At 72.8% G+C, this 26,873-nt stretch carries 28 protein-coding genes; 9 read left to right on the top strand and 19 right to left on the bottom strand.

What is annotated here, in order from left to right:
• Window positions 1–104: 104 nt before the first annotated feature.
• The 3 genes from DAE25_RS14555 to DAE25_RS14545 are packed head-to-tail and all read left to right on the top strand — an operon-like array spanning window position 105 to window position 3,046.
• Window positions 105–1,787 carry a sulfatase-like hydrolase/transferase gene (locus DAE25_RS14555; protein WP_159083742.1) on the top strand — a complete coding sequence of 561 codons (1,683 nt, stop codon included), beginning with the start codon at window positions 105–107 and terminating at the stop codon, window positions 1,785–1,787.
• 42 nt (window positions 1,788–1,829) lie between these two features.
• Window positions 1,830–2,342, top strand: a complete 513-nt coding sequence (locus DAE25_RS14550) for a sigma-70 family RNA polymerase sigma factor (RefSeq protein WP_107766881.1) — start codon at window positions 1,830–1,832, stop codon at window positions 2,340–2,342.
• On the top strand, window positions 2,339–3,046 hold the full coding sequence (locus tag DAE25_RS14545) for an anti-sigma factor family protein (protein ID WP_107766880.1): 708 nt from the start codon (window positions 2,339–2,341) through the stop codon (window positions 3,044–3,046). Before DAE25_RS14550 ends, DAE25_RS14545 begins: the two co-directional genes overlap by 4 nt.
• Here DAE25_RS14545 and DAE25_RS14540 read toward each other — a convergent pair.
• The 3 genes from DAE25_RS14540 to DAE25_RS14530 all read right to left on the bottom strand — a co-directional run bounded on the left by DAE25_RS14540 (window position 2,993) and on the right by DAE25_RS14530 (window position 4,996).
• On the bottom strand, window positions 2,993–3,400 hold the full coding sequence (locus tag DAE25_RS14540) for a hypothetical protein (RefSeq protein ID WP_107766879.1): 408 nt from the start codon (window positions 3,398–3,400) through the stop codon (window positions 2,993–2,995). The genes DAE25_RS14545 and DAE25_RS14540 overlap by 54 nt on opposite strands.
• An 85-nt stretch (window positions 3,401–3,485) precedes the next feature.
• Entirely contained in the window at window positions 3,486–4,256 is a 771-nt protein-coding gene (locus DAE25_RS14535; RefSeq protein WP_199907602.1) for a class I SAM-dependent methyltransferase, read from the bottom strand.
• On the bottom strand, window positions 4,253–4,996 hold the full coding sequence (locus tag DAE25_RS14530) for a CDP-alcohol phosphatidyltransferase family protein (RefSeq protein ID WP_107766878.1): 744 nt from the start codon (window positions 4,994–4,996) through the stop codon (window positions 4,253–4,255). Before DAE25_RS14530 ends, DAE25_RS14535 begins: the two co-directional genes overlap by 4 nt.
• A 76-nt stretch (window positions 4,997–5,072) precedes the next feature.
• On the opposite strand from DAE25_RS14530, the gene DAE25_RS14525 reads away from it, so the two are divergent.
• A complete protein-coding gene (locus DAE25_RS14525) occupies window positions 5,073–5,879 on the top strand; it encodes a methyltransferase domain-containing protein (RefSeq protein ID WP_107766877.1) in 807 nt (268 codons plus the stop codon).
• On the opposite strand, the gene DAE25_RS14520 is transcribed toward DAE25_RS14525, so the two are convergent.
• The 14 genes from DAE25_RS14520 to DAE25_RS14455 all read right to left on the bottom strand — a co-directional run bounded on the left by DAE25_RS14520 (window position 5,862) and on the right by DAE25_RS14455 (window position 19,649).
• Complete coding sequence (locus DAE25_RS14520) at window positions 5,862–7,022, bottom strand: cation:proton antiporter (protein ID WP_107766876.1); 1,161 nt, start codon at window positions 7,020–7,022, stop codon at window positions 5,862–5,864. The genes DAE25_RS14525 and DAE25_RS14520 overlap by 18 nt on opposite strands.
• Window positions 7,023–7,024: 2 nt before the next feature.
• A complete protein-coding gene (locus DAE25_RS14515; RefSeq protein WP_107766875.1) occupies window positions 7,025–7,507 on the bottom strand; it encodes a cation:proton antiporter regulatory subunit in 483 nt (160 codons plus the stop codon).
• 45 nt (window positions 7,508–7,552) lie between these two features.
• Complete coding sequence (locus tag DAE25_RS14510) at window positions 7,553–9,022, bottom strand: aldehyde dehydrogenase (protein ID WP_107766874.1); 1,470 nt, start codon at window positions 9,020–9,022, stop codon at window positions 7,553–7,555.
• Window positions 9,019–9,687, bottom strand: coding sequence for an HD domain-containing protein (locus DAE25_RS14505; protein WP_107766873.1), 669 nt, complete (start codon window positions 9,685–9,687; stop codon window positions 9,019–9,021). The genes DAE25_RS14510 and DAE25_RS14505 overlap by 4 nt, the downstream gene beginning before the upstream one ends.
• A complete protein-coding gene (locus DAE25_RS14500) occupies window positions 9,684–10,952 on the bottom strand; it encodes an NAD(P)/FAD-dependent oxidoreductase (RefSeq protein WP_107766872.1) in 1,269 nt (422 codons plus the stop codon). The genes DAE25_RS14505 and DAE25_RS14500 overlap by 4 nt, the downstream gene beginning before the upstream one ends.
• A 1-nt stretch (window position 10,953) precedes the next feature.
• Window positions 10,954–11,274: a 2Fe-2S iron-sulfur cluster-binding protein gene (locus DAE25_RS14495; protein ID WP_107766871.1), complete on the bottom strand. Its 321-nt coding sequence runs from the start codon at window positions 11,272–11,274 to the stop codon at window positions 10,954–10,956.
• Window positions 11,275–11,283: 9 nt separating this feature from the next.
• Window positions 11,284–12,051, bottom strand: coding sequence for an SDR family NAD(P)-dependent oxidoreductase (locus DAE25_RS14490; RefSeq protein WP_107766870.1), 768 nt, complete (start codon window positions 12,049–12,051; stop codon window positions 11,284–11,286).
• A 1-nt stretch (window position 12,052) separates the two neighbouring features.
• Window positions 12,053–13,894, bottom strand: a complete 1,842-nt coding sequence (locus DAE25_RS14485) for a PEP-utilizing enzyme (protein ID WP_199907601.1) — start codon at window positions 13,892–13,894, stop codon at window positions 12,053–12,055.
• Complete coding sequence (locus DAE25_RS14480; RefSeq protein WP_107766869.1) at window positions 13,891–14,985, bottom strand: PEP/pyruvate-binding domain-containing protein; 1,095 nt, start codon at window positions 14,983–14,985, stop codon at window positions 13,891–13,893. Before DAE25_RS14480 ends, DAE25_RS14485 begins: the two co-directional genes overlap by 4 nt.
• Complete coding sequence (locus DAE25_RS14475; protein WP_107766868.1) at window positions 14,982–16,238, bottom strand: cytochrome P450; 1,257 nt, start codon at window positions 16,236–16,238, stop codon at window positions 14,982–14,984. The genes DAE25_RS14480 and DAE25_RS14475 overlap by 4 nt, the downstream gene beginning before the upstream one ends.
• A gap of 107 nt (window positions 16,239–16,345) precedes the next feature.
• Window positions 16,346–17,131: an IclR family transcriptional regulator gene (locus DAE25_RS14470; RefSeq protein ID WP_234411056.1), complete on the bottom strand. Its 786-nt coding sequence runs from the start codon at window positions 17,129–17,131 to the stop codon at window positions 16,346–16,348.
• Between the two features lie 26 nt (window positions 17,132–17,157).
• On the bottom strand, window positions 17,158–17,841 hold the full coding sequence (locus DAE25_RS14465) for an HD domain-containing protein (RefSeq protein WP_107766867.1): 684 nt from the start codon (window positions 17,839–17,841) through the stop codon (window positions 17,158–17,160).
• A gap of 59 nt (window positions 17,842–17,900) precedes the next feature.
• Window positions 17,901–19,088, bottom strand: a complete 1,188-nt coding sequence (locus DAE25_RS14460; protein ID WP_107767075.1) for a 4-hydroxybenzoate 3-monooxygenase — start codon at window positions 19,086–19,088, stop codon at window positions 17,901–17,903.
• Window positions 19,089–19,166: 78 nt separating this feature from the next.
• A complete protein-coding gene (locus DAE25_RS14455) occupies window positions 19,167–19,649 on the bottom strand; it encodes a MarR family winged helix-turn-helix transcriptional regulator (protein WP_234411055.1) in 483 nt (160 codons plus the stop codon).
• 85 nt (window positions 19,650–19,734) lie between these two features.
• Here DAE25_RS14455 and DAE25_RS14450 point away from each other — a divergent pair, with 85 nt between their 5' ends.
• Window positions 19,735–20,646: a dioxygenase family protein gene (locus tag DAE25_RS14450; RefSeq protein ID WP_107766866.1), complete on the top strand. Its 912-nt coding sequence runs from the start codon at window positions 19,735–19,737 to the stop codon at window positions 20,644–20,646.
• A gap of 12 nt (window positions 20,647–20,658) precedes the next feature.
• Here DAE25_RS14450 and DAE25_RS14445 read toward each other — a convergent pair whose 3' ends face one another.
• Window positions 20,659–21,420, bottom strand: coding sequence for an IclR family transcriptional regulator (locus DAE25_RS14445; protein WP_107766865.1), 762 nt, complete (start codon window positions 21,418–21,420; stop codon window positions 20,659–20,661).
• Window positions 21,421–21,501: 81 nt separating this feature from the next.
• Between DAE25_RS14445 and pcaH the strand changes: the two genes are divergently transcribed.
• The 4 genes from pcaH to pcaDC are packed head-to-tail and all read left to right on the top strand — an operon-like array spanning window position 21,502 to window position 25,296.
• A complete protein-coding gene (pcaH, locus tag DAE25_RS14440; protein WP_234411054.1) occupies window positions 21,502–22,284 on the top strand; it encodes a protocatechuate 3,4-dioxygenase subunit beta in 783 nt (260 codons plus the stop codon).
• Complete coding sequence (pcaG, locus tag DAE25_RS14435; protein ID WP_107766864.1) at window positions 22,281–22,841, top strand: protocatechuate 3,4-dioxygenase subunit alpha; 561 nt, start codon at window positions 22,281–22,283, stop codon at window positions 22,839–22,841. Before pcaH ends, pcaG begins: the two co-directional genes overlap by 4 nt.
• A gap of 5 nt (window positions 22,842–22,846) precedes the next feature.
• Window positions 22,847–24,097: a lyase family protein gene (locus DAE25_RS14430; RefSeq protein ID WP_107766863.1), complete on the top strand. Its 1,251-nt coding sequence runs from the start codon at window positions 22,847–22,849 to the stop codon at window positions 24,095–24,097.
• A complete protein-coding gene (pcaDC, locus tag DAE25_RS24380) occupies window positions 24,094–25,296 on the top strand; it encodes a bifunctional 3-oxoadipate enol-lactonase/4-carboxymuconolactone decarboxylase PcaDC (RefSeq protein WP_107766862.1) in 1,203 nt (400 codons plus the stop codon). Before DAE25_RS14430 ends, pcaDC begins: the two co-directional genes overlap by 4 nt.
• 177 nt (window positions 25,297–25,473) lie before the next feature.
• Here the strand turns inward: pcaDC and DAE25_RS14420 are convergent, their stop codons facing one another.
• Window positions 25,474–26,838, bottom strand: coding sequence for an MFS transporter (locus DAE25_RS14420; RefSeq protein ID WP_107766861.1), 1,365 nt, complete (start codon window positions 26,836–26,838; stop codon window positions 25,474–25,476).
• Window positions 26,839–26,873: the final 35 nt, after the last annotated feature.

Genomic DNA, 26,873 nt, shown 5'->3' with positions numbered 1-26,873 from the left:
GCCCGCCCCGGGTGAACCGGAGCGTCGCCGTCCTCGTTGCACGACGTGAACCTCCCTGCGTGACCTTGAACGGAGTGGCCGTGCCCCTGGTTCAACGCCCTGTCGTGTCCCGTCCTGTGTCGTGGTGGTCGAGGGCCGCCTCCGCCACGGTGGGGGTGCTGGTGACCGGGCTGGCGGCGGCCCTGGTCGTGGCGGTCCTGGCGGTCCCGAACCGGCTCGAGGACGTCGAGCGGACGTCGTTCGTGCGGCTGCCGGCGGAGGCCATCGTGTTCCTGGCGGTCGTGCTCCTGCTGCCCCCCGCGATGCACCGGCTGCGGACCGTGCTGGTCGCCACCGCGTGCGTCCTGCTCGCCCTGGTCGCCGTGTCGACGCTGCTGGACATCGGGTTCTTCCAGGTGCTGAACCGGCCCTTCGACCCGATGATCGACTGGCAGTACGCCGGGTCGCTGGTCGAGACGGTCCGGGGCTCGGCCGGTGGCGCCTGGGGCGAGGGCCTGCTCGTGGCGGCGGCGGCCCTCCTCCTCGCCCTGGTCGTGCTGCCGCCGCTCGCGGTGCTGCGGGTCACCCACGCCGCCGAGCGGCACCGACGCGGCGCGCTGCAGGCGATCGCGGGCCTCGCCGCCGTCTGGCTGGTGCTCGGCGTGCTGGACGCGCGCACGGGCTCGGGACCGGTGGCCTCCCACCGGGCCTCCGCCTACGTCTACGACCAGGTGAGCCGGGTCCCGTCGGTCCTCCGGGACCGGCGCGAGTTCGGGCGAGCCGCCGAGGCCGACCCGGCGCGCGACGTGCCGGCCGCCGACCTGCTCACCGGGCTGCGCGGCAAGGACGTGCTCGTCGTGTTCGTCGAGAGCCTGGGCCGGGTCGCGCTGGAGGACCCCGACATCTCACCGGAGGTGGTGGACGTGCTCGACGCGGGCACCCGGCGGCTCGAGCGGGCCGACTTCGCGGCTCGCAGCGCGTTCCTCACCTCCCCGACCTTCGGTGCGGGGAGCTGGCTGGCGCACGCGACCCTCCAGACCGGGCTGTGGGTCGACAGCCAGCAGCGCTACGACCTGCTGGTGACGAGCTCGCGCCTGACGCTGACCCGCCTCTTCGCGCGGGCGGGCTGGCGGACGGTGGCCTCGGTCCCGGCCAACACCCGGGACTGGCCGCAGGGCGCCTTCTACGGCTTCGACCACCTCTACGACTCGCGCAACGTCGGCTACCGCGGTCCGCGGTTCGGCTACCCGAACATGCCCGACCAGTACACCCTCGACGCCTTCCACCGCCTCGAGCTGGCGCCCGCCGACCGACGACCGGTGATGGCCGAGATCGACCTGATCACCAGCCACGCCCCGTGGTCGAAGGTCCCGCGGATGGTGCCCCCGTCCGAGGTCGGCGACGGCTCGGTCTTCAAGGGCATGCCCCGCACGCTGGAGTCGGAGGCCGACATCTGGCCCGACCCGGACCGGGTGCGGGCGGCGTACGCCGGGGCGGTCGCGTACTCGCTCGAGGCGCTCGTGTCGTTCGTGCTGACCCACGGCGACGAGGACACGGTCGTCGTGATGCTCGGGGACCACCAGCCGGCCACCATCGTCTCGGGACCGGACGCCGGGTTCGACGTGCCGGTCGCGGTGCTCGCCCGCGACCCCGCCGTGCTGGCGGCCGTCGACGGCTGGGGCTGGGGCGAGGGGCTCCGGCCGGACGCGGATGCCCCGGTGTGGCGGATGGACGCGTTCCGGGACGAGTTCCTCGCGGCGTACGGCCCGGACGGCCACACTGGAGTCCTGCCTGCCGGGGCGCGTTGAACCGGTGCCGCCCCGCGGGCGTATCCCCGGGAGGAGGCATGCATGCCCGAGGACGAGGTCGCGCTGATGCGACGGCTGCACGAGGAGCACGCGGACGTGCTCTGGCGCTACTGCCTGCGCCTGGTCGGCAACGACCGGGCGCACGCCGAGGACGTCACCCAGGAGACGCTGCTGCGCGCCTGGCGGCACCGTGACGTGCTCGCCGGCCCGCCGCCCTCCGTGCGTGCCTGGTTGTTCACCGTCGCCCGCAACATCGTCATCGACGACTGGCGCAGCCGCCGGTCCCATCCCGAGACCCCCGTCGCCGACGTGCCCGAGATCCGCACGACCGACGACGCCAGCGACCAGCTCCTGCTCTCCTGGGTGGTGGCCGAGGCGCTCACCCACCTCTCCGCCGACCACCGCTCCGTCCTGCTCGAGTGCTACTACCGGGGGCGCTCCGTGGCCGAGGCCTCCCAGCGCCTCGGTGTCCCCGAGGGCACCGTCAAGTCCCGCACGCACTACGCGCTGCGGGCGCTGAGGCTGGCGCTCGAGGAGATGGGGGTGAGCGCGTGACCTGCCCGTTCGCACACGACGGCGCGGCGTACGTCCTGGGCGCCCTGAGCCCCGGCGACCGCCTGGCGCTGGAGCGGCACCTGCCCGGCTGCGAGAGCTGCACCCGCGCCGTGCGCGAGGTCGCCGGCCTCCCCGGGCTCCTGGACCGGGTCGACGCCGGCCTGCTCGAGCACCCGCCGGCCGACGAGCCGCTGCCGGACACGCTGCTGCCCGCCCTGACCCGCTCCGTACGCCGCAGCGGGCGGCGGCGCACCCTCGTCGCGGCCGGGCTGGCCGCCGCCTTCGCCGCGGTGGCGTTCGGCGTCCCGGCGCTGCTGTCCGGCGGGGACGACGGCCGGGAGCCGTCGTCGGTCGCGCCGTCCCCGACCGCCACCGAGGCCCCGGTGCCGGACGAGCCCATGAGCCCGGTGGGCGACGTCCCGGTGGAGGCGACCGTCGGGCTCGAGCAGGTCACCTGGGGCACCCGGCTGCTCCTGACCTGCACCTACGAGCCGGAGTCGGTGGAGTACGAGCTGCCGCCCACGGTGGACTACACGATCGTCGTGCGGACCCGCGACGGGCACACCGAGCAGGTGGGCAGCTGGCGCTCGGTCGGGGGCATGACGATGCGGCTCACGGCCGGGACGTCCTCGGACCGGGACGACATCAGGTCAGTGGAGGTGCGCACCACGTCCGGCCGCGTGGTCCTGCGACTGCGCGCGTGAGCGCAACGGGTTGTCGTCGCGCAGGAGCATGGCGCCCGTCACGATCGCCACCACCTCGGCCACGGCGGCCGTCCACACCGCCCAGCCCGACCAGCTCTCCTCGACCCCGAAGAGGCCCACGGTCGCCGAGATGACGAAGGCACCGAGCGTGGAGAGGCCGAAGCCGACGGCCAGCAGCGGGGGCACCCAGTGCCGCCAGACGACCAGCAGCACGGCGATCACCGCGCCGCCGACCGCGTTGAGCAGGAAGGCGGGACCGACGACGTCGGCGTCCCGCATCCCGTCGAACCACAGGACGAGGTGGACCCCCGCCGACACCAGCACGGCCGCGGCCGCGATCTCACGGATGACCATCACACGCTCCTGCCACGAGGGACCCTCACGAGGGTTCTCACGAGGGGTTTCTCACGAGGAGGTACGACGGGGCGCACCGCGGAGTTCATCCCCCGGCGTGCTTCTCCGCCACGACCGCCAGCTTGCGGACCCGGCCCGAGCCCAGCCAGTCGCTCCAGAGCCGGTGCGCCGCGAGGAGGTCGTCGGCGGTCCGGTCACCGACCTCGCCGGCGATCGCCGAGCGCCCGGCCCCGAGCTGTGCCACCAGCCCGGCGGCGACCCGCTGGTGCGAGCGGGTCTGGTCCTGCATCCAGCGCAGGTCCAGCCCCGCGTCGCCGAGCTGGCCGAGGAGCTCGGCCAGCGGGACCGGCCACACGGTGTCGGCGGCGGGCATCGCCTCGCGCTCCTCCTGCGTCAGCGGCAGCCCCTCCTCCACGGTGAAGGCGAACCGTCCCCCGGGCGCGAGCGCCCCGGCGACCGCGCTGACCAGCGGCACCTTGTCCTCGAAGGCGAGCATCGTCTCCAGGAGCAGCACCACGTCCACGTCCGTGCCCGGGACCGGCGGGACCTCGGCGACGTCGAAGCGGCAGCCCAGGCCGGTGGCGCGCGCCCGGGCGACCTCGATCGCGTCCGGGCTGCGGTCGACACCGCGGTAGTCGCACCCCAGCTCGGCCGCGACCAGGCGACCGGGGCCGGCCACGCCGCAGCACAGGTCCAGCACCGAGACCCCGGGACCGACCGCGGCCGCGCGGGCCAGGTCGAGGATCCCGGTGCGGGTCATGAAGCTCTCCTGCCCGACGAACTCCCCCGGCGGGTAGGCCGCCACCCGGGCCGTCCGCAACGCCGCGTCGTACGCCGTCCGCTCGACCTGCCTCACGGTGACGCCAGCCCGGCACCGGACGCCACCGCGGCGACGGCGTGGTCGGCGCGCCGGTGCCACAGCCAGCCGACGTCCCGCCCGAAGGACTCGGCGAGCAGGAGGGCGGCGAGGCCGAGGGCGGCGTACGTGCCGGGCAGGTCGGCGACCGCCCAGACCAGGGCGATCCCGGCGACGGCGGTGACGACCTTGCGCCAGTAGCGCGGCGGCAGGTCGGCGCGCATCCACGGCAGCACCCAGCCGGCCACCGCGAAGGCGTAGCGCACCACCCCGATCGCCAGCACCCACGCGCCGACCTCCGCCGCGACCTGCACGCTGAGCACGAGCATGAGGAAGGCGTCGGCCTCTCCGTCGAGGCGGGCGCCGAGCGGCGACACGGTCCCGGTGCGCCTCGCCACCCGTCCGTCCACGGCGTCGAGGGCCAGCGCGACGACGGCGAGCGCCACCAGTACCGGCACGGACGACCGCGCCACGAGGGCATCGGCGACCAGGACCTCGGTGACCAGGGCGGCGACGCCGCACGCCAGCGTGGCCCGCACGAGGGTCACCACGTCGGCCGGGCCCCACGACGGGACTCCGGCCCGGCGGGCGCTGCGGTCCGCAGCGGTGCCCAGCACCGCCGCGCACGCGAGCCCCACCGCCGGGCCGGCGACCCCGATCCCGGGGAAGAGCGCGAGTCCACCGAGCAGGACGACGAGGCCGGTGACGGCAGCGAGCAGGCCGGCGCGGACACCGATCACGAGACCTCCCTCCCGAGCCCTCGCCGGTGGAAACGGACGTTGCTAGCGTTCGGTTCACCGGACAGCGGGAGGTGGCATGACGACCGAGCCCGTCCGTGCCGCCCCCGACTGGCTCGCGCTGCGGGAGCCCGCCGACGCGGCGGCCCGCTCGACCGGGCTGGTCGACCTCCTGCGCACGCACCTGCCCACGGACGGGCTGTTCGTCCACGACCTCGGCTGCGGCACCGGCTCGATGGCCCGCTGGCTCGCACCGCGGCTGGCCGGTCCGCAGCGCTGGGTGCTGCACGACCGCGACGCCGAGCTGCTCGCGCACGCCGCGGCCCACCCGCCCGTCCCGCAGGTGGAGACGCGCCACGACGACATCACCCGCCTGGCCGCCGACGACCTCCTCGGTGCGTCCCTGCTCACCGCCTCGGCGCTCCTCGACATGTTCACCGGTGAGGAGCTGGACCGGTTCGTCGCACTGTGCGCCGGTGCGCGGTGTCCCGTGCTCATCACCCTCAGCGTCGTGGGCACCGTCGAGATCGACCCGCCCGACCCCCTCGACCGGCGGCTGACGGAGTCGTTCAACGCCCACCAGCGGCGAGTCCTCGGCGACGCCCCGCTGCTCGGTCCCGATGCCGCAGGGACGGCGGTGGACGCCTTCCGGCGGCGGGGGCTCGAGGTCCACACCCGGCCCAGCCCCTGGCACTTCGGACCCGAGCAGGCGGACCTCGCGGTGGCGTGGCTCGACGGCTGGGTGGGGGCAGCGATCGAGCAGTCACCGGAGATCGGTGAGGAGGCGGCGGCCTACGCCGCCCGGAGACGGACGGAGCTGGCCCGCGGCACGGCCGCGGTGACGGTGCACCACGTGGACCTGCTCGCGCTACCGCCCGGCGCGTGACAGGGTCCAGCCCGGCACCCGGTCGGCGTACCGCGCCAGCACCGGTCCGACGACGGCAAGAACGATCACGTACGCCGCCACCACCCCGCCGAGCCGTCCCTGCGCGACCCCGGCAAGCCCGATGATGATCAGTGAGAACTCCCCACGGATCACCAGGACGGCTCCGGCGCGGGCCCGGCCGGGCGCCTGCGCGCCATCGCGACCGGCAGCGTAGGCGCCGGTGACGAACTTGGTGACGATGGTGACCGCGGCCAGCGCCAGCGCGACCGGCAGGGCCGGGAGCAGGTCGCCGGGGTCGATGGCCAGCCCGATGGCGACGAAGAAGACTGCTGCGAAGAAGTCACGGAGCGGAGCCATCACCTCCCCCGCCCGCACGGCCGTCTCCCCCGTCAGGGTGAGACCCACGAGAAAGGCACCGACAGCCGCGCTGACGTGCACCAGCTCGGCGAGGCCTGCCACCACGAGGGTGAGGGCGAGCACCCGGAGCAGCAGCTGCTCGGGGTCGGGGTGGCTCAGCACCCGTCCCACACGGTGCCCCCACCGGTAGGACGCCGTGAAGGCGACCGTCAGGGCCGCGACCGCGAGCGCGACGCCGGCCAGCGCCTGCCACCAGGTCCCTCCTGATGCCAGCACCGCCAGCAGCGGCAGGTAGGCGGCCATCGCGAAGTCCTCGAGCACCAGGACCGACAGGACCGCGGGTGTCTCGCGGTTGCCCAGCCGGCCCAGGTCGACGAGCAGCCTCGAGATGATCCCGGACGAGGACACGTAGGTCGCGCCCGCCAGCGCCACCACCCCCGTGAGGTCGAGGCCGAGGAGCCAGCCGGCCACCGCCCCGGGGGTCGCGTTGAGCACCAGGTCGAACAGGCCGGACGGCACGTGGCGGCGCAGGGTGTGGGAGAACTCGGTGACCGAGAACTCCAGGCCCAGGGTGAGCAGCAGCAGCACCACCCCGATGCTCGCCGCCCCCTCGATGAACGGCTCGGCACCCGGCAGCGGCAGCAGGCCCCCCTCGCCCAGGGCCAGGCCACCGAGCAGGTAGAGCGGCACCGGTGAGAAGCCGATGCGCCGGGCGAGACCACCCAGCACCGACAGTGCACCGAGCAGCAGCCCGAGCTCCAGGAGGAGCCGGACGGTGGGCTCCAACCTCAGCCCCGCTCGATGATCTCGGCCAGCTGTGCGAGGCCGTCGCCCGTGCCGATCGCGACCAGCACGTCACCGGCGCGGAGCACGTGGTCGGGACCGGGGGCGGCTGCGACCTGCTCCCCGCTCACCACGGCGACGATCGACGCGCCGGTGCGGGTCCGGGCCCGGGTGTCGCCGAGCGGACGACCGACGCACGCGCTGGCCGGCGGCACCTCGATCCGCGCCGACTCCAGTCCCGGGATCTCCTTGGACAGGTCGGCGAAGCGTTGGGTGATCCGGGGTGCCCCCAGGATCTGGGCGAGGGCCTCGGCCGCCTCCTCGTCGAGCCGGATCGAGTGCCGGACCCGGTCAGGATCACGACGGTCGTAGACCACCAGCTCGAAGTCGCCGTTGCGCCGCGCCACGATGCCGACGCGGTCCCCGTCAGGCATCGTGAAGTCGTAGCGCACCCCCACGCCGGGCAGCAGCATCTCGTTGACGTCCACGCACCCATCCTGTCCGACGTCGAGGGTCTATGGGGCGTCGCCGCGTCAACCGGTCCGGCGGTGGATGGTCTTGTAGGTCAGGTAGGCCGCGAGACCCTCGGGTCCGTACTCGACTCCGAGGCCCGAGTCGTGGCGGCCTCCGAAGGGTGCCGCGTGGTTGGACGCGAAGAAGTTGAGACCGACCGACCCGGTGTCCATCCGCTCGGCCACCGCCTGCGCAGCGTCGGGGTCCGTGGAGAAGACCAGACCGCCGAGGCCGAAGGGCGTGTCGTTGGCGATCGCGACGGCCTCGTCGACGCCCTCGTAGCGCAGCACCGTCACCACCGGTCCGAAGATCTCCTCCCGGGCCACCCTCATGTCGGGCGTGACGTCCGCCAGCACGGTCGGCTCCACGAAGTAGCCCGTCCCCGGCACGGCCCGGCCGCCCGTCGTGACCCGGGCACCCTCCTCGCGCGCCGACTCCAGGAATCCGGTGACGACGTCGCGCTGGGCGGCGGTCGCCAGCGGTCCCACGACGGTGTCGTCGTCGAAGGGGTCACCGAGCCGGGCTGCGGCCACCGTCCGGGTGACCATCTCGACCACCTCGTCGTACCGCTCGGCCGGGGCCAGGATGCGGGTGGAGATGTAGCAGGTCTGGCCGCTGTTGCGCATCGAGGACCGGATGAGCACGGCGGCCATCGCGTCGAGGTCGGCGTCGGGCAGGACGACGGCCGAGGACTTGCCGCCGAGCTCGAGCGTCACCGGCCGCAGCAGCTCGCCCGCGGCGGCTCCGATCCGCCGGCCCACGGCGGTCGAGCCGGTGAAGGCGATCTTGGCGGTCAGCGGGTGTCGCACGAGCGCCTCGCCGACCGCCCCGCCACCGGTCACCAGGTTGACGACCCCCGCGGGCACCCCCGCAGCCTCGGCGGCCTCGACCACGAACCGGATCGACAGCGGCGTCGACTCGGCCGGCTTGAGCACCGCGGTGCAGCCGGCGAGCAGTGCGGGTGCCAGCTTGACGACCATCAGGTTGATCGGGAAGTTCCACGGAGCGATGAGCACGCAGGGCCCGACCGGCTCGCGGCGTACGACGGACTCGGCACCCCCGGCGGGGAACGCGCGCACGTCCTCGCGCTCGAGCCCGGGGGCGAGCGAGGCGACGTGCCGCAGGATGCCCGCGGCGTTGGCGGCGGCGCCGGACGTCTCCGCCACCGGGGAGCCGTTCTCACGGGTGTTGGTCCACCCGAGCGGCTCGGCCCGCTTCTCCAGCTCGTCGGCCATCCGCAGCAGGTGCTCGGCGCGCTGGGTCGGGGTGAGCCGCGGCCACGGCCCCTCCCGGAACGCCCGGTCGGCCGCCTCCATGGCGGCGTCGACGTCCGAGGGGGTCGCGTCCGGCACCGAGCCCCACTCCTCCTCGGTCGCGGGATCGATGACGGGCAGCCTCGCCGTGCCCGTCGACGGGACCCACCGCCCGTCGACGTACAGGTCGTCGACCCTCGTCCAGGGCAGGTCGTGACCGGGCCGGTGGTGGGTCACCGCAGCACCGTCGTCTTCAGCAGGGCGTTGGAGCGCTCGAGGTCGGCCGTCGCCATGGCGACGGCGGCCTCGGTGAGGAGCTCGGGCACGATCTCGGCGGCCAGCCGGTCGCAGTAGGTCGCCGGGTCCATGCCGAACCAGCCGGACGCCAGCGCGATGCCTGCGTGGTCGAAGCGCCACAGCCGGTCGGCGTCGCGCACCAGCGCGTCCTCGAGGGACTTCGCCTCCTTGCGGGTGTCGTGGCCGTCGATGATCGCGACGACGTCCTCGACGAACGCCGGGTCGAAGCCGAGCGGCGGCAGGACCTCGCGGGCGATCAGGCAGCCCTGCCGCTCGTGCTCGAAGCGGATCTCCGCCCGGCGCCAGTCGCCCGAGAAGCCCTCCGAGATGATCCGGTCCTCGTCGACGCGTCCCCAGCCGGTGTCGTGCAGCAGGATCGCCACCCGCACCAGCAGGGCGTCCGCGTCGGGGTGGGCGGCGCAGAGCCGCTCCGCGTAGGCCAGCGAGATCGGCAGGTGGATGTCGTTGGACCGGGTCCGTGACTCGGGCACCACGGACTTCCAGATCGGGTCGAGGTCGGTGTCCGCCGACGGGGTCATCGAGATCGGGGACACGTCGACGGGCCCGGAGGCGGGCACCGGGACGGGCGGCAGGGGGTGGGTCATGAGTGTTCTCCTGACGAGGTGACGGTGATCGCCTTGAGCTGGACCGACGGGTCGGCGGCCTGCTCGGCCGGGATGCTCGCCCGGGCGGCGAGAGCGGCCTTGACGGCCATGAAGTCGAGGGGCGCGTTGACGCAGTCCGCCGCGATGATCGCGTCGCCGCGGTAGTAGAGGACCGAGAACTTGCCGCGCTCGTCGTCACGCCGGACGACCGTGCGGGTGTGTCCCGTGGACAGGCCGGCGATCTGGAGCTTCAGGTCGCCCTGGTTGGACCAGAACCACGGGATGCCCTGGTAGTCCTCGGGCCGTCCGGTGATCGCGTAGGCGGCCACCTTGGCCTGCTCCACGGCGTTGTTGACGCTCTCGAAGCGGACCCGGTCGCCCTCCGGGGCCCCCGGGACGGGGTTGGGCAGGTTGGCCACGTCGCCGACCGCGACGGTGACGCCGTCGGAGGCGATGGCCCACCGGTCCACCGTGATCCCGTTGTCGCAGGCGAGGCCGATCGACTCGGCCAGCTCGGTGTTGGGCACGACCCCCACCCCGATGAGCACGAGGTCGGCCCGGATCGTGGTGCCGTCGGCGAGCTCCACGCCCGCGACCCGGTCGCCGCCCGCGACGATGCGGCGTACGTCGGCGTCGAGCACGACGGAGATCCCCCGCGCGCGGTGGTGCTCCAGGAGGTACGCCGAGGTCTCCTCGCCGACCGCGCGTCCGACGAGCCGCGGGCCGGCCTCGAGCAGGGTGACGGTGCGCCCCATCCGGGCCAGGCTCGCAGCCGCCTCGATGCCGATGAAGCCGCCGCCGATGACCACGACGTCCTTGACGACCGGGGCCCGGGCCTTGAGCTCGAGCGCGTCGTCGGCGTTGCGCAGATAGAGGACGCCGGGCAGGTCCACACCCTCCAGCAGCAGGCGCCGTGCCCGGGCGCCGACGGTCAGCGCGAGCCGGTCGAAGGCGAACTCCCGCCCCGACATCGAGTGCGCGACGCCGCTGCCGTCGGAGCGCTTGTCGATGCGGATGATGCGCTCGTTCTTGACCACGTCGATGCGGTGCTCGTCCCAGTACTCCTGGGTGCGGTAGATGAGCGACTCCTTGGTGATGGCGCCCTGGAGGTACTCCTTGGAGAGGGCGGGTCGCTGGTAGGGGCGATGGTTCTCCTCCCCCAGCAACGTGATGGGCTCGTCGTAGCCCAGTGCGCGCAGCGAGACCGCGAGCTGCACCCCGGCCTGCGACGACCCGAGGATCAGCAGTCCTGCCGCGTCCGACATCTCACACCTGCGTCTCGGGGGTCGTCACGTGGAGGTCCATGTCGTCGCTGACCTTGATCTGGCAGCACAGGCGAGAGGTGTCACGGCGGTCCACGGCGGCGCCCCACAACATCTCGTCCTCCATCTCCTCCATGGCGGGGAGCTGGGCGAGCTCGGCCTCGTCGACGAAGACGTGGCAGGTGGCACAGGACAGCGACCCGCCACACTCGGCGACGATGCCGGGCACGCCGTTGCGGACGGCGGTCTCCATCACGGAGTCGCCGACGTTGGCGGCGACGACCCGGGACTCCCCGGAGTCGTCGGTGTAGGTGATCGTGGGCATGCTTCCTCCTCAGATGAACTGCCGGCCACCGTCGACGACGATGGTCTGGCCGGTGACGAAGCCGGAGTCGGGTCCGGCCAGGAACAGGGCGGCGCCGACGATGTCCTCCGGCTGGCTGGAGCGGCGCAGGGCGCCGCGGTCCACGCCGTACGACTCGGCACCCTCGATCAGGCCACGGCTGGCCTCGGTGAGGGTGAAGCCGGGCGCGATCACGTTGACGTTGATCCCGCGCGGACCGAGCTCCTTGGCCATCGCCCGGGTCAGTGCGACCACCCCGCCCTTGGAGGCGACGTAGTGCAGCCAGTGCGTCGAGCCGCTGTAGATCGTGGCGGACGAGAGGTTGACGACCCGGCTGCCCTCCCCGAGGAACGGGCTGGTGGCCCGGACCATCAACCACGGTCCCTTGAGGTTGACGCCCATCACCCGGTCCCACTCGGCGGGGTCGATCTCCTCGAGGGGGCCGCGCGTGACCGTCCCGTAGATCGCGGCGTTGTTGACCAGCACGTCGATGCGGCCGCCGCCGAGCTCCGCCACCTCGGCGGCCAACGCGGTGGTCGACTCCGGCGACGTCACGTCGACCACCCCTGACCAGGCGGCCTCGGCTCCGGCCTCCTCGAGCAGGGCGCGCGTCTCCTCGACGCCGGCGGCCGCGATGTCCGCGACCGCCACCCGGTAGCCCCGGGAGGCGAAGCCGAGCGCGAAGCTGCGGCCCAGGCCCCCGGCGGCACCGGTCACGAGGACGGTGCGGCCGGAGCCCTCCAGCTGGGACGAGGTCATGTCAGTCCAGGATCTCGACACGGCCGGTGTTGCCGTCGACCCGGACGCGCTGGCCGGTCCGGATGGTCGTGGAGCCGTTGCCCGTGCCGGTCACGGCGGGCAGGCCGTACTCCCGGCAGACGATCGCGGCGTGGCTCATCATCCCGCCGATGTCGGTGACCGTGGCCTTGATCTTGCCGAAGATCGGTCCCCACGACGGCGCGGTGATGGTGGCGACGAGGATGTCGCCCTCCTGCACCTCGCCGAGCTGGTCGGCCGAGTGCACCACCCGGGCGATGCCCTCCACCACGCCCGGCGACGCGGCCATCCCGGTGATCGACCCGTCGTGGCCCTCCTCGCCGTCGGCCAGCCACTGCTGCACCTGCTCGGTGGTGATGCCGTAGAGCATCATCGTGAAGGGCTCGGTGATCTCGGCCGGCGGCGTGTTGAGCGCCGGCTGGGGCCGCGCCGTCGACAGCGCGTCGATGATGCCGCGGCGGCGCTCGATCTCCGCGGGCCAGTAGTGCGGACCGGTCGCGTCAGCACCGACCGCCCAGCCGGTCACCAGGTCGAAGATCGCGTCGCGGACCTCGCCACGGGTGAGGTAGAGCATGTCGTGGCGGTCGCCCCAGAAGCCGGCGTCCACGAACACCTGGCCGAGCTCGCGGACCTTGCGCCAGAAGACGCCCATCGTCCAGTGCTCGATGTAGAAGTTGTGGTTCTCGACGTAGGGGTACGCCGTGGCCGCGAGGCCACGCTTGGCGTCGAACGCGGCACGCTGCTCCTCGTCGAGGAGGTCGCGGTACTCCTCCACCACCCGGTCCTTCTCGGCGATGAGCTGGTCGACCGGACGCATGATCTCGTGACCCTCGCCCAGACGACGGATGTAGTCCTTGATGTAGCCGAGCGGGATCTCCTGGTGCTCCAGCCAGTACTTGTCGTGGCCGTAGAAGCCGTTGCCGACGGTGAAGTTGAACCACGGGTCCTGCGCGGCCTCGTACTGCGCCACCCACGCGGTCCCGCCGTCCGCGGCGGCGATGCGGGCCAGGGTGCCCTCGACGTCGTCGGTGTCGGAGAAGGCGGCCTCGAGGCCGTGCTCGACGGCCAGCTTGGCCAGCTTCTTGAGCTCGTCGTCGGGACGGAACAGCTCCATGTCGACGCCCTGGACCATCTTGGCGATCGCCAGGTCCGGGATGCCGGGGAAGACCTCCTTGCAGAAGCCGAAGAAGTCCAGGTAGGCGAGGTAGCCCAGGTTGAGGAACTCGAAGTGGTACTGCCAGTTCTGGTAGCAGAGCTGGATCAGCCGGTCGTAGTTCTCCATCAGGACCTCGGAGCCGTCCTTGGCCTTGCCCGTGACGATGTCCTCGAAGGGCACCATGTCGGGCAGCGAGGAGAAGCTCAGCGCCTCCATCTCGTCGATGGTGGCGCGCACCTTGATCTTCCACTGCTCCAGGAGCGAGTCCCAGTTCTGGAAGTAGTGGCCGGCACGACGCTCGAACTCCGGCACCCGGGCCGCGACCTGCTCCGGCGGCACGCCCACCGGCGACATGTAGAGGTAGCCCAGGTGGATCTTGAACTCGATGCCGTTGGCCGGGGGGATCAGCAGGTGCCGGGTGTTGTACTGCCCCAGGCACTTGACCGCGAACTCGCCGCCGATCGTCTCGAACGGCTTGAAGACCGCCGGCCAGTGCTGGCTGTCGCAGAACCAGAACTTCTCGTCCTCGGCGCCGCTGAGGTTCTGGAAGACCAGGTTGTAGGGGTAGAGCTTCTCCCACCCCTCGGCGCCCTCGGGCACCGTCAGCTGCGAGGGCTTCGGGAAGGACTTCATCGGGGCGGTCACGGGCTGGGTCGGGGCGGCGGTCATGAGGGGTTCCTGTTCGTGAGGGATGCAGTGATGCCCGAGAGGAGGCCCGTGGCCGGGCCTAACGTGCTGGGAGTGCTGGGAGTCGTCGTGGCGGCGGGGGCGCTGTGGACGGTCTCGGGGCGCGACTGCAGCAGCAGCAACCCCTCCCCCGGCGGCAGGTCGGAGTCGTAGGCCCACTCGATGTCCTGGGGGCAGCCGTAGTGCTTCTCGGCCCGCTTGGCCATGGTCGCGACGGCGACGACCTCGTCGTCGGTCAGGCAGCGCCGCGTGCGGCGTTCCGGGTCGACGGGCACCTCGACCAGGTCGCCCGCGGTCGCGTCGGGCACCAGCTCGGCGTGCTTGTCGCCGATGGTCTCCGAGACGATCGACAACATCACCTTGTCGAGCAGGATGTTGTCGGGCGTCACCTGTCCGCTGACGACCATCTCCCCCACGCCGTACGACGCGTCGATGGTGATCTTGGACCGGTCACCGGTGGTGGGGTTCATGGTGATGGCGACCCCGGAGACCGAGGAGTTGACCATCTTCTGCACGGCGACGGCCATCGAGAGCCCCAGGTCGGGGATGTCGTTCCTGAGCCGGTAGATGATCGCGCGGCTCGTGTAGAGCGAGGCCCAGCACTCGCGGACGTGGTGCAGCACGCTGTCGAGCCCCGTGACCCACAGGTAGGTGTCCTGCTGGCCGGCGAAGCTCGCACCGGGCAGGTCCTCGGCGGTGGCCGACGAGCGCACGGCGACGGGAACCGGCGAGGAGAACCGGTCCTGGAGGGACTGGTAGGCGGCCACGATCGCGGCGCGCACCGGCTCCGGCATCGGCCGCGACGTGAGGTGGTCGCGGATCGTCGCGGAGGCCGCGTCCACCGAGGACACGTGGTCGGCGTCGAGGGTGGCCAGCTTGTGCGAGATCTCGTCGCGGATGCCGGTCGCGTCGACGAACGCGTCGTACGCCGCCGTGGTGATCGCGAATCCCGGGGGCACCGGCATCCCGGCGCCGGTCATCGAGACCAGGCTGGCGCACTTGCCGCCGAGCAGCTCGACGGTGGGGTCGCCGCCCTCGTCGAAGAAGCGGACGTACGGAGCGTCGGTCGTCATGACACCTCCCAGGTGACGGGCACCGCGACGGGTGCGCGGAAGGACAGGTTGTCCCCGAACTCGATGGGCTCGTCGGCCAGCTGCAGCCCGGGGGCGAGCCGCGCCACCTCCTCGACCACGATGCGGGTCTGGAGCTTGGCGAGCATGTTGCCGAGGCAGTAGTGGATGCCGTAGCCGAAGGCCAGGTGGTCCCGGGCGTTGGCGCGGGTGACGTCGAAGTCCTCGGCGTCGGCGAAGTGGGACTCGTCGCGGTTGGCCGACCCCATCACGAGCAGCAGCTCGGCGCCCTGCGGGATGTCGACACCGCCCACGACCGCGTCGCGCAGGGCCTTGCGACGCCAGGCCACGATCGATGGGCTGTAGCGGAGCACCTCGTCGATGGCCGGTGCGACCTTCGAGGGCTCGTCCCGGACGAGGTCCCACTGGTCGGGGTGGTCGAGCAGGACCCGCAACGTGTTGGAGATCAGGGTGGTGGTCGTCTCGTGCCCGGCGAAGAGCATCGAGTAGCAGATCGAGGCGATCTCGTGGTCGGTGATCTCCTCGCCCGCGTCCTGGGCCCGGACGAGGTCGCCGACCAGGCTGTCGGGGTGGGTCTCGTGCGCCGACGTGACGAGCCGCTGGCACTCCTGCCAGTAGGCCACCAGGTGGTGGGCGTGCGGCACCTGCTGCTCGTCGGTGAGGTCTCCCCACGTCATGGCCGCCCGCGAGTCCGACCAGGTCTTGAACTGCTCGACCTTCGTGGTGTCGGCGCCGATGAGGGTCAGGATCGTGACGGTCGGGACGTCGTAGGCCAGGTCCCGGACGAGGTCGCCGCGGCGGTCCTCGTGGGCCAGCAGGTCCTCGACCATCCGGACGACGTGGGCGCGGATCGAGGGCTCGAGCACCTTGTAGCGGCGCGGGGTGAAGGCCTTCTGGACGATCTTGCGGATGCGGGTGTGGTCGGGAGGGACCCGGGCGGAGAGGCCCGAGTAGGCGGTGAACCCGCCCTCCTCCATGATCCGTCGGGCCTCGGCGCCGCGCTCGCGGACCGGGGCCTGCGCGTTCTCGCTGCTGAAGGTCTCCCAGTCCTCGAAGACGGCCTTGACGTCGTCGTAGCGGCTGACGACCCAGTAGCCCACGCGCTCGTCGTACATGACCGGCTCGTCGGCGCGCAGCCGGGCGTACGCCGGGAACGGGTCGGCCTGCTCGAAGGGCTGGTAGCCGTGGTGGACCGGGCATCCGCCGCCGGTCGGTCGGGTGTCGGTGGACGACATCGCGCCTCCTGGATCTGCGTCACGCACCGGATCTCCGGCACCACGCCATAGTGGCCCCCGTCACAGGCACCCACAACGCGCGACTTCCGTCAGACGGAAGTCGACCCTCAGGACCGGCGCGGCCTCAGCACCAGTCCTCCCCCGCCCGGTCGGGCGGCGGCCTCCTCGATGCGCCCGGCCACCCCGAGGAGGGCCGGGAGGTGCTTGCGCAGGTTGGCCGACTGGGTCGAGAGCAGCACGAGTCCGAGCCCCGCGATGCCCCCGCCGGGGAGCCGTACCGGCACGGCGATGGAGCACGAGCCGGGACGCATCTCCTCGAGGGTCACCGCGTGGCCCTGCTCGCGGACGAGCTGCAGCTCCTCGGCCAGCCGCACCGGGTTGACGTGCGTCCGGGTCGTGGACTGCTCGAGCGGCCGGTGCAGGTAGGCCTCCCGCACCCAGTCCTCGTCGAAGGCGAGCAGCACCTTGCCGACGGCAGTGGCGTGCAGGGGCAGGCGGCCCCCGACCCGGGAGGCCCGAGGCACGCGCTTGGTGCTGTAGAGGCGGTCGATGTAGAGCGCCTCGTGACCCTCGCGGATCGCGATGTGGGTCGTCTCCTGGGTCAGGGAGTAGAGGTCCTGGAGGTGGGGACGCGCCGTGTCGCGGAGCTGGCGCCCGGCGTTCTGGCCGACCTCCCACAGCCTCAGCCCCACCGCGTAGCGGCCCTGCGCGTCCTTCTCCAGGGCACCCCACGAGACGAGCTCGCCCACCAGGCGGTGCGCGGTGGGCAGGGAGATGTCCGCCCGGGCGGCGAGGTCGGTCAGGCTGAGGGCCCCGTCGCCACCCTCGTACGCCGCCAGCAGGGCGAGCACCTTGGACGTGACCGTCCGGCCGTCACCTCGAGTCGCGCCCACGCGGGGAGCGTACGCCCGACGGGCGCTCAGCCCAGGGCGATCCGCTGCGGCATGACGTCGACGGACGCCACCGCGGCCAGCACCCGGGCCATGGTGCGACCGGCGTCGGTCAGCAGGTGGTCGTGCACGCGGCTGGCAATCAGGCGGTGCGCCTCGTCGCGGGTCAGGCCGAACCAGTCCATCACGGTGTCGACCCCGTGCGGGGTGAGTCGCCAGAGCTTGTCGGCGTCCTTCATCAGGGCGTCGTCGAGGTGCAGGGCCTCGCGGCGCGAGTCGTGGCCGTCCACGATCTCGATGATGCGGGCCGTGCGTGCGGGGTCCGCGCCGACCTCGGCCAGCACGTCGGCGGCGATGAGGGCGCCCTCCTTCTCGTGCCGCAGGACCAGGTCGGGGCGGCCGCCACCGGGGGCGATCGCCTGCAGGACCTCGTCCCCGGGCACCTTCGACCACCCCGTGTCGTGCAGCAGGACAGCCGGCAGCACGACCTCCGGGTCCGCGTCGGGATGGAGGTCCACCAGCGCCCGGGCGATCCCGTACGAGTAGAGGGTGTGGGCGTCGTTCGACCGGACCTTCAGGTGCGGCTCGGCCAGCTCCCAGATGCGCCGATGGGCCTCGGTGAGGTCGAGGACACCGACCTGCTCCCCCTGCGGGATGCTGCCGGACACGTCGGTGCCGAGGTGGTTGGCGAGGGGCGTCAGCTTCGGGAGCACGTCCCGAGTGCACCCGACCACCCGGCGCCGCGCAAGCCGGGGCTTCCGGGGAGCGGAAGTCAGCCGGTCGGCCAGCCGGTGTAGCCCTCCGCGAGGTACGTCGACCCGGCCGTCGAGGCGACGAGCGAGGCCAGCTCGCCCTCCTGGCGGCGTACGTCGAAGGGCGTGGCGTCCGGGAGGCTGTGCAGCATCGTGGTCATCCAGTACGAGAAGTGCTGGGCCTTCCACACCCGGCCGAGCGCCCGGGTCGAGTAGTCGTCGAGCAGGGCAGGGTCGTCGGCCCGGACGGCGCGCTCGAGCTCCTCGGCCAGGACCCGGACGTCGGCGAGCGCCAGGTTGAGGCCCTTGGCGCCGGTGGGCGGGACCGTGTGCGCCGCGTCGCCGGCCAGGACCATCCGGCCGTGCCGCATGGGCTCCTGGACGAAGCTGCGGAACGGCAGCACCGCCCGGGAGGTGATGGGGCCCTGGTGGAGGGTGTGCCCGTTGGCGCCGAGGCGCGACTGGAGCTCCTCCCAGATCCGGGCGTCGGACCACTCGTCGGCGTCGGCGTCCGGGGGGCACTGGAAGTACATCCGCTGCAGCGTGGGTGTGCGCTGGCTGATGAGGGCGAAACCGGTCTCCGAGTGGTTGTAGATCAGCTCCGGCGCACTGGCCGGGGCCTCGCAGAGGATGCCGAACCAGGCGAACGGGTACTCGCGGAAGTACTGCCGGCGCTCGGGCTCGGGCACCGCCCGACGGCAGGTGCTCCGCGACCCGTCGGCCCCGACGAGGAAGTCGCAGCGCAGCTCGTGCTCGGCACCGTCGGCGTCGGTGAACAGCACCCCCGGTCGGGCCGACTCGACGTCGACGACGGACACGTCGCTGACGCCGAAGCGGACGTCGCGCCCCTCGCGCAGCTGGAGGTCGGCCAGGTCCTTGAACACCTCGGTCTGCGGGTAGAGGTGGCAGGAGGCGCCGACCAGCGCCCGGAAGTCGATGCGGTGCCGCGCTCCCCCGAAGGCCAGGTCGATGCCCTCGTGCTCGTCGCCCTCGGTGAGCACCCGGTCCGACGCCCCGGAGTCGACGAGCAGCCGGACGCTGTCCTGCTCAAGGATCCCGGCGCGGTGGGTCTCCTCGATCTCGCGGCGGGTGCGGATCTCGACGACGACGGACTCGATGCCGGCGAGGGCCAGCAGGTGGCTGAGCATCAGGCCGGCGGGCCCTCCGCCCACGATGGCGACGGGGGTCCTGGTCAGGGTGCGAGTCATGCCCGCAGTCTCGGCGCCCGGGGCCCTCGCGACCACGCCATCCTTCCGCTCAGCGGAACCGGACCCTGACGGTCGTGGTCACCCGCGCAGACCGGAGGCCACCCGTCGCTCGGGATCGACCCGGTCGAGGATCGCCTCGCCGATGGCCGCGAGCTGGTCGACCTGCTCGGGGGTCAGGGCGTCGATCACGCTCGCCCGCACGGTCGCCACGTGGCCCGGCGCGGTCTCACGGACCTTGTCCCATCCCCCGGGAGTGAGCCGCGCATTGGTGGCGCGGGCGTCCTCGGGGCACGGGAGCCGCTCCACCAGGCCCCGCTCCTCGAGCCGCTTCACCACGTGGGAGAGCCGCGGCAGGGTGGCGTTGGTCTGACCGGCCAGGTGGGTCATCCGCAGGGTGTTGTCGGGCGCCTCCGACAGCATGGCCAGCACGAAGTACTCGAAGTGCGTCAGCTGGGCGTCGCGCCGCAGCTGGGAGTCCAGGACTCCCGGCAGCAGCTCGAGCACCGCCGCAAGGCGCACCCACGCCGTCCGCTCGTCGTCGTCCAGCCAGCGCACGTCCACAGGAAGCTCCTCGAAGGTTGTTTCCACAACCGTACCGGTGTACCGTATTGGTTGAAGCAACAACCAATTACCTCGGAGGCACCTCGTGGCACACGTCAGCGTCAGCGGCACCAGCACCACCGCGGCGGCCGATGCCCTCATCGACCCACGGCACCCCTTCGCGGCGCACCTGCGCAGGACCGCCGCCGCCGAGAAGGCCGCGCCTCACCGGGCCTGGACGCCGGCCGACGGCCCGCTGCCGAGCCTCTACCTGAGCCACGGCGCGCCGATGCTCTTCGAGATGACCGACTGGATGACCCAGCTCGGCCGGTGGGCCCGCAACCTCCCCAAGCCACGGGCGATCCTCATCGTCTCCGCGCACTGGGAGGCCGCGCCCACGATGCTCAGCACCAGCCGGCCGGCCGAGCTCGTCTACGACTTCGGCGGCTTCGACCCGATGTACTTCCGGATGCGATACGACACCCCGGAGGCCACCGACCTCGCCACCCGGGTCGCCGCCCTCATGCCCGACACCGAGCCCCTGCACGAGCACCGCACCCGCGGGCTCGACCACGGGGCCTGGGTGCCGCTGAAGATCATGTACCCCGACGCCGACGTCCCGGTGCTGCAGCTGAGCATGCCCACCCACGACCCGGCACGACTGCTCGACCTCGGCCGCCGGCTCCGGTCGTTGCGCGAGTCCGGGGTGCTCGTCATCGGCTCCGGCTACATGACCCACGGCCTGCCCTACCTCGACTGGTCACGGCCCGAGGCCGTGCCCGGCTGGTCCGCGGACTTCGACCTCTGGGCGGCCGACGCGCTCCAGCGAGGCGACGTCGACCTGCTGTCCGACTTCCGCGGCAAGGCGCCCGGCATGCCCTACGCCCACCCCACGGTCGAGCACTTCACGCCGCTCTTCGTGACCCTGGGAGCGTCGGAGGACCCCACCGCGCCCCCGACGACCACGATCGACGGATACGCGATCGGGCTGGCCAAGCGGTCGTTCCAGGCGGCCTGACCGACACTCGACTCAGTCCGCGCGGCTCGCCGCCAGCGCCCGCCCGATGCCCTGCGCCGCCACCTGGAGGGCCGCGACGTGCCGCGGCCGGTCGTTGCGCAGGCTGGGCACCACGATCCCCAGCGCGGCGACCACCGCCTCGTCCACTCGGACGGGCACGGCCACCGAGCACGCACCCAGACTCATCTCCTCGACCGTCGTGGCGTAGCCCTCGCGCCGCACGCGGCCCAGCTGGCGACGCAGCGTCCCCGGCTGGGTGATCGTGTACGGCGTGATGCGGCGCAGGTCGGAGAGCACCACGGTCTGCACCTCCGCGGGCGCGTGGGCCAGCAGCACCTTGCCGACCCCGGTCGCGTGCATCGGCAGCCGTGAGCCGATCGCGCTCACCACGGGCACCGACGCGTTGCCGGCCAGCCGGTCGAGGTAGAGCACCTCCGCCCCGTCGCGGACCGCGAGGTGCACCGTGGCCAGCGTCGCGCCGTACAGGTCGTGGAGGTACGGCGACGCCAGCTGCCGCAGCCCCGTCTGCACCGGGGCGAGCAGCCCGACGTCCCACAACCGGCGCCCCACGACGTACTCGCCGGAGGGCCGGCGGCTGAGTGCTCCCCACTGCACGAGCTCCCCCACCAGGCGGTGCGCCGTCGGCAGCGGCAGCTCCGCGCGCTCGGCGAGCTCGGACAGCGACAGGCTGCGGTGCTGCTCGTCGAAGGCGCCGATCAGCGCCAGCACCCGGCTGGTCACGGTGGCGCCCGGGGTGGAGACGTTGCCGGCCATCCGCCCATGCTCGCACGTCGCTTCCACTCAGTGGAAGGGAGACGGTGCGAGTGGTCACGCGCGGGCCCTAGCGTGCTGCCCGTGAGCGACACACAGATGGTCACCCAGGCCGAGATGGACGGCGAGATCGCCGCCATCGGCGCGGCGTACGAGAGCGCCGTGAGCGCCGGGGGTGCCGAGGAGACCCAGCCACGGCTGGACTACCCGCCCTACCGCAGCAGCCTCCTGCGCCACCCCACCAAGGACCTGCACCACGCCGACCCCGAGGGCGTCGAGCTGTGGGCGCCGGCCTTCGGCCACCGGGACGTGGGCACGCTCGAGGCCGACCTGACGATCCAGCACGGCGGTGAGCCGATCGGCGAGCGGACGGTCGTCACCGGTCGCGTCCTCGACGGCGACGGCCGGCCCGTACGACGCCAGCTCGTCGAGATCTGGCAGGCCAACGCGGGCGGTCGCTACATCCACAAGCGCGACCAGCACCCGGCGGCGATCGACCCGAACTTCACCGGCGTCGGGCGCTGCCTCACCGACGACGACGGCACCTACCGCTTCACCACGATCAAGCCCGGCCCCTACCCGTGGAAGAACCACCGCAACGCCTGGCGGCCGGCGCACATCCACTTCTCGATGTTCGGCACCGAGTTCACCCAGCGGATGGTCACCCAGATGTACTTCCCCGGCGACCCGCTCTTCGCCCTCGACCCGATCTACCAGTCGATCGTCGACCCCCGGGCGCGCGAGCGGCTCGTCGCGACGTACGACCACGACATCACCCAGCACGAGTGGGCCACGGGCTACCGCTGGGACATCGTGCTCACCGGCGCCCACCGCACCCTGATGGAGCCCGAGGAGGAGCACGCATGAGCCGCGCACCCGGTGACCTGACCCCCACGGCGGGGCAGACGGTCGGACCGTTCTTCCACTACGCCCTCCCCTACCCCGGCGACAGCGAGCTGGTGCCGCCCGGGCGCGCCGACGCGGTCCGCCTCCACGGCGTGGTGCGCGACGGCGCCGGCGACCCGGTGCCGGACGCGCTCCTCGAGATCTGGCAGGCCGACCCGTCGGGAGCGATCGCGCAGGAGCCCGGCTCCCTGCGCCGCGACGGCTTCACCTTCACCGGATGGGGCCGGGCCGCGACCGACGCGACGGGCCACTACTCCTTCTCGACCGTCACTCCCGGGGCGACGGGCCCGGGGCAGGCGCCCTTCGTCGCGGTGACCGTCTTCGCGCGCGGCCTGCTCAACCGGCTCTTCACCCGGGCCTACCTGCCCGGAGACCTCGACGGGGACACGCTTCTGGCATCGGTGGCGGAGGACCGCCGGCACACGCTGGTCGCGGTCGCCGACGAGCAGGGCTACCGCTTCGACATCCGCCTCCAGGGGGAGGGCGAGACCGTGTTCCTCCGCCATCCGCGACACTGACGTCCATGGCGGACCTCTTCTGGCCGGGCGACGAGCGCGCCGGCGACCTCCTCACGGACGCGGCGTTCCTGGCGGCGATGGTCGACGTGGAGGCCGGCTGGCTCTCCGCGCTGGTCGGCTCCGGCGTCGCACCGGAGTCCGCAGCCGCTCCCGACCTCCACGCCCTCGTGACGCCGGACCTGACCGGCCGCCTCTCCCGCGACGCCGAGGGAGGCGGCAACCCGGCGATGCTGCTGGTCGCCGCGCTGCGTGACGAGCTCCGCGAGTCCGCGCCCGACGCCGCCGCCTGGCTGCACCGCGGGCTCACCAGCCAGGACGTCGTCGACAGCGCGCTGATGGCCTGCTCCCGGGATGCGGTCGCCACCCTCCTGATGTCGCTGCGCGAGCAGGTCGACCTGCTCGCGCGCCTCGTCGAGGAGCACCGGACAACGCCGATGGTCGCCCGCACCCTCACCCAGCACGCCGTTCCCACCACCTTCGGCCTCAAGGCCGCCGGTTGGCTGACCGGCGTCCTCGACGCGTACGACGACGTGGCCGCGCTGGTCCTGCCCGTCCAGGTCGGCGGGGCCGCCGGCACCATGGCCGCGACCGTGGAGCTGGCCGCCGGGCTGCCCGACCCCGTCGAGGTCGCCCACCAGCTGTCGGTCGAGCTCGCCGAGCGCCTCGGGCTCGCGCCGTCCACGCCGTGGCACACGTCGCGCGCCACCGTGACCCGGCTCGGCGACGCGGCCGTGCGGTGCACCGACGCGTGGGGCCGGGTCGCCGGCGACGTCCTCGCCCTCGGCCGGCCCGAGGTCGGCGAGCTCTCCGAGGGCGCCGGCGGTGGGTCGTCGACGATGCCGCACAAGTCCAACCCGGTCCTGTCCACGCTGGTGCGGCGCGCCGCGCTCACCACCCCCCAGCTCGCCGCGACCCTGCACCTCGCGGCGGCCGAGGCCACCGACGAACGATCCTCCGGGCCCTGGCATGCCGAGTGGGCGACGCTGCGGACCCTGCTGCGCCGCGCCGTGGTCGCCGGCGACCAGGCCACCGACCTGCTGGGCGGCCTGGTCGTCCACGCCGACCGGATGGGCCGCACCCTGGACGCGGCCCACGACGACGTCCACGCCGAGCAGCGCAGCCTGGCCGACCTGGCCGGACGCGCACCGCGCGGCGACTACCTCGGCGCGACCGACGCGTTCGTCGAGGCCCCCCTGGCCCGCGCCGCAGCGGTGCTGGCCGACCCCGATCCGACGACCCCCCAGGAGATCCCGTGATCCCCAGCATCACCGCCGTGCGCCTCACCGGCGCCCGGCACCGCACCGAGCTCCCGCTCCTCGTCCTCGGCCCGTCGCTCGGCACGTCCGCGACGACGCTCTGGTCGGACTGTGCGGCCGGGCTCACCGACGCCTTCGACGTGCTCGCCTGGGACCTCCCGGGCCACGGCCACAACCGGGCTGTGCCCGACGAGCCCTTCACCACGGCCGAGCTGGCCGAGGGCGTGCTGCGCGTGGTCGACGACGTGCTGGCCGAGCGCGGCGACACCGGGGGCCGGTTCTTCTACGCCGGCGACTCGGTCGGCGGTGCGGTGGGCCTCCAGCTCCTGGCCGACCGCCCCGGGCGGGTTGCCGCGGCCGCCCTGCTCTGCACCGGCGCGAAGATCGGCGACGAGGCGATGTGGACGGGCCGGATCGCCCAGGTCAGCATGTCCGGCACCCCGGTGATGGTGTCCGGGTCGGCGGAGCGCTGGTTCGGTCCCGGCTTCCTCGAGCGCCACCCCGAGGTGGGCTCCGCGCTGCTGCACGCACTGCAGGAGGCCGACGACGAGGGTTATTCCCAGGTGTGCTCGGCCCTCGCCACCTTCGACGTGCGCGACCGGCTCGCCGACATCGGCGTACCCGTGCTGGCGATCGCCGGCTCCCACGACGTGGCCACCCCGCCCGACCTGCTCCGCGCGATCGCGGACGCCGTGCAGGACGGGACCTACGCCGAGCTCGACGGTGTGGCGCACCTGGCGCCCGCGGAGTCGCCGGACCAGGTCGCCGCCCTGCTGCGCCGGCACTTCCTCGGCGAGGAGCCGGCCGACCCCCGCGACGAACTCACCGTCCGCGAGGTCCGCGACGCGGGCATGGTCGTGCGCCGCGAGGTCCTCGGCGACGCGCACGTCGACCGGGCCACGGCCGGCGCCACCGACCTGACCCGGGAGTTCCAGGAGTTCATCACCGAGTACGCCTGGGGCGGCATCTGGACCCGCCCCGGCCTCGACCGGCGCAGCCGCTCGCTGATCACGCTCACCGCCCTGATCGCCCGCGGCCACCACGAGGAGCTCGCGATGCACGTGCGGGCCGCCCGCACCAACGGGCTGACGGTGGACGAGATCAAGGAGGTCATCATGCAGACCGCCATCTACTGCGGCGTCCCGGACGCCAACACCGCCTTCCGCATCGCGCAGCAGGCGCTGGCCGACGAGGCCTGAGGCGTACGACGCACCGGTGCTCGCGTAGACACGCGGACACAACCCGGGCGGCCGGCCGCACGCACGCTCGGCCGGGCTAGCGGTCGGGCACTTGTGTCCGCGTGTGTACGACGGCGTACGACGCAGCAGTGCCCGGCCGCCGGGTCTCCCCAGCGGCCGGGCAGTCGTGCGTGTCGGTCAGCGCACCCCGGCCGGGATCCGCGCGTCCTCAGAGCCCGCGGGCCGCTTGAGCCCCAGCACCTCCGTGGGCACGTCGCGGGTCTCCCGGGCGGTGGAGGCGGAGATCGCCGCGATGACGGCGATGACCGCGGTGAAGGCGGAGATCACGACCCAGCCGCCCTCCTGGACGCCGCCGAGAGCGGTCACGATCGTGGGCGCGAAGCCCGCCATCAGGAAGCCGAGCTGGGTGCCGATCGCCACCCCGGAGAAGCGCACCCGGGTGTTGAACATCTCGCCGTAGAACGACGGCCACGTCGCGTTGGCGGCGGCGTACCCGAAGGAGAAGGTCAGCACCGCGAGGCCGAAGGTGAGCAGCTCGTTGTCGCGGCTCATCGACAGCAGGTAGAAGGGCATCATCGCCGCGCTCGACAGTGCGCCGTAGATGAAGACCGGCTTGCGCCCGATCCGGTCGGCCAGCCGGCCGAACATCGGCTGGGTGAAGAGCGCCACCACGTTGGCCGCGACCACCAGCCACAGGGTGATCGACTCGTTGACGCCGACCTCCACGCCGTACGCGATGGCGAGGTTGCCGAAGACGGTCGAGACGGCGGCGATGAAGGCGCAGCAGATCACGCGCAGCACGTCGCGCCAGTGGTCGCGCAGCAGGTCCAGGACGGGGAGCTTGGAGATCTGGTCGTTGGCCTTGGCCTCCGCGAACGACGGGGGCTCCTGGAGGCTGCGCCGGATGAAGTAGGCGACGAGGACGACCAACGCGCTGAACCAGAACGGGATGCGCCAGCCCCACGTGTACTTGATGTCGTCGGGCAGGGCCACCACCGGGATGAACACCAGGGCGGCGAGGATCTGGCCGCCCTGGGTCCCGGTGAGCGTCCACGAGGTGAAGAAGGAGCGTCGGTCGTCGGGGGCGTGCTCGAGGGTCAGCGAGCTCGCGCCCGCCTGCTCGCCGGCCGCGGACAGGCCCTGGAGCAACCGGCAGAAGACCAGCAGCGCGGGGGCTGCCCAGCCGATCCGGTCGTACGACGGGAGGCAGCCGATCAGGAACGTCGAGAAGCCCATCAGCACGAGGGTGAACATCAGGACCTTCTGTCGGCCGACCCGGTCACCGAAGTGGCCGAGGATGACCGCACCGAAGGGCCGCGCGACGTACGCGAAGCCGAACGTGGCGAACGACATCACCAGCGCCGAGGCGTCGTCGTCGGGGAAGAAGACGTGCGGGAAGATCAGCGCCGCGGCGGAGCCGAAGATGAAGAAGTCGTAGTACTCCACCGCGCTGCCCATGAAGCTGGCTACGGCGGCCTTGCGCGGAGTCTTGCCGGTGGCACCGGGGTCGGTGCTCGTGTCGGTCGTGCTCGGTCCCTCCATCGGGGATCCTCCTTCGTCGTCAGTCTCGCGCAGGC

The sequence above is a fragment of the Nocardioides terrigena genome (genome assembly GCF_003047265.1).
Lineage (GTDB): Bacteria > Actinomycetota > Actinomycetes > Propionibacteriales > Nocardioidaceae > Nocardioides > Nocardioides terrigena.
The sequence above is the reverse complement of the archived record's forward strand: the minus strand, read 5'-3'. Positions and strand labels throughout refer to the sequence as shown.

Bases quoted from the DNA above. Each gene is read 5' to 3' on its own strand.
- DAE25_RS14480 (WP_107766869.1), bottom strand. From the start codon at position 14,985: ATGACGACCGACGCTCCGTACGTCCGCTTCTTCGACGAGGGCGGCGAC.
- DAE25_RS14525 (WP_107766877.1), top strand. From the start codon at position 5,073: ATGACGACCGAGCCCGTCCGTGCCGCCCCCGACTGGCTCGCGCTGCGG.
- pcaG (WP_107766864.1), top strand. From the start codon at position 22,281: ATGAGCCGCGCACCCGGTGACCTGACCCCCACGGCGGGGCAGACGGTC.
- DAE25_RS14550 (WP_107766881.1), top strand. From the start codon at position 1,830: ATGCCCGAGGACGAGGTCGCGCTGATGCGACGGCTGCACGAGGAGCAC.
- DAE25_RS14445 (WP_107766865.1), bottom strand. From the start codon at position 21,420: ATGGCCGGCAACGTCTCCACCCCGGGCGCCACCGTGACCAGCCGGGTG.
- DAE25_RS14495 (WP_107766871.1), bottom strand. From the start codon at position 11,274: ATGCCCACGATCACCTACACCGACGACTCCGGGGAGTCCCGGGTCGTC.
- DAE25_RS14460 (WP_107767075.1), bottom strand. From the start codon at position 19,088: ATGACTCGCACCCTGACCAGGACCCCCGTCGCCATCGTGGGCGGAGGG.
- DAE25_RS14420 (WP_107766861.1), bottom strand. From the start codon at position 26,838: ATGGAGGGACCGAGCACGACCGACACGAGCACCGACCCCGGTGCCACC.
- DAE25_RS14505 (WP_107766873.1), bottom strand. From the start codon at position 9,687: ATGACCCACCCCCTGCCGCCCGTCCCGGTGCCCGCCTCCGGGCCCGTC.
- DAE25_RS14500 (WP_107766872.1), bottom strand. From the start codon at position 10,952: ATGTCGGACGCGGCAGGACTGCTGATCCTCGGGTCGTCGCAGGCCGGG.
- DAE25_RS14430 (WP_107766863.1), top strand. From the start codon at position 22,847: ATGGCGGACCTCTTCTGGCCGGGCGACGAGCGCGCCGGCGACCTCCTC.
- DAE25_RS14540 (WP_107766879.1), bottom strand. From the start codon at position 3,400: ATGGTCATCCGTGAGATCGCGGCCGCGGCCGTGCTGGTGTCGGCGGGG.
- DAE25_RS14485 (WP_199907601.1), bottom strand. From the start codon at position 13,894: ATGACCGCCGCCCCGACCCAGCCCGTGACCGCCCCGATGAAGTCCTTC.
- DAE25_RS14490 (WP_107766870.1), bottom strand. From the start codon at position 12,051: ATGACCTCGTCCCAGCTGGAGGGCTCCGGCCGCACCGTCCTCGTGACC.
- DAE25_RS14475 (WP_107766868.1), bottom strand. From the start codon at position 16,238: ATGTCGTCCACCGACACCCGACCGACCGGCGGCGGATGCCCGGTCCAC.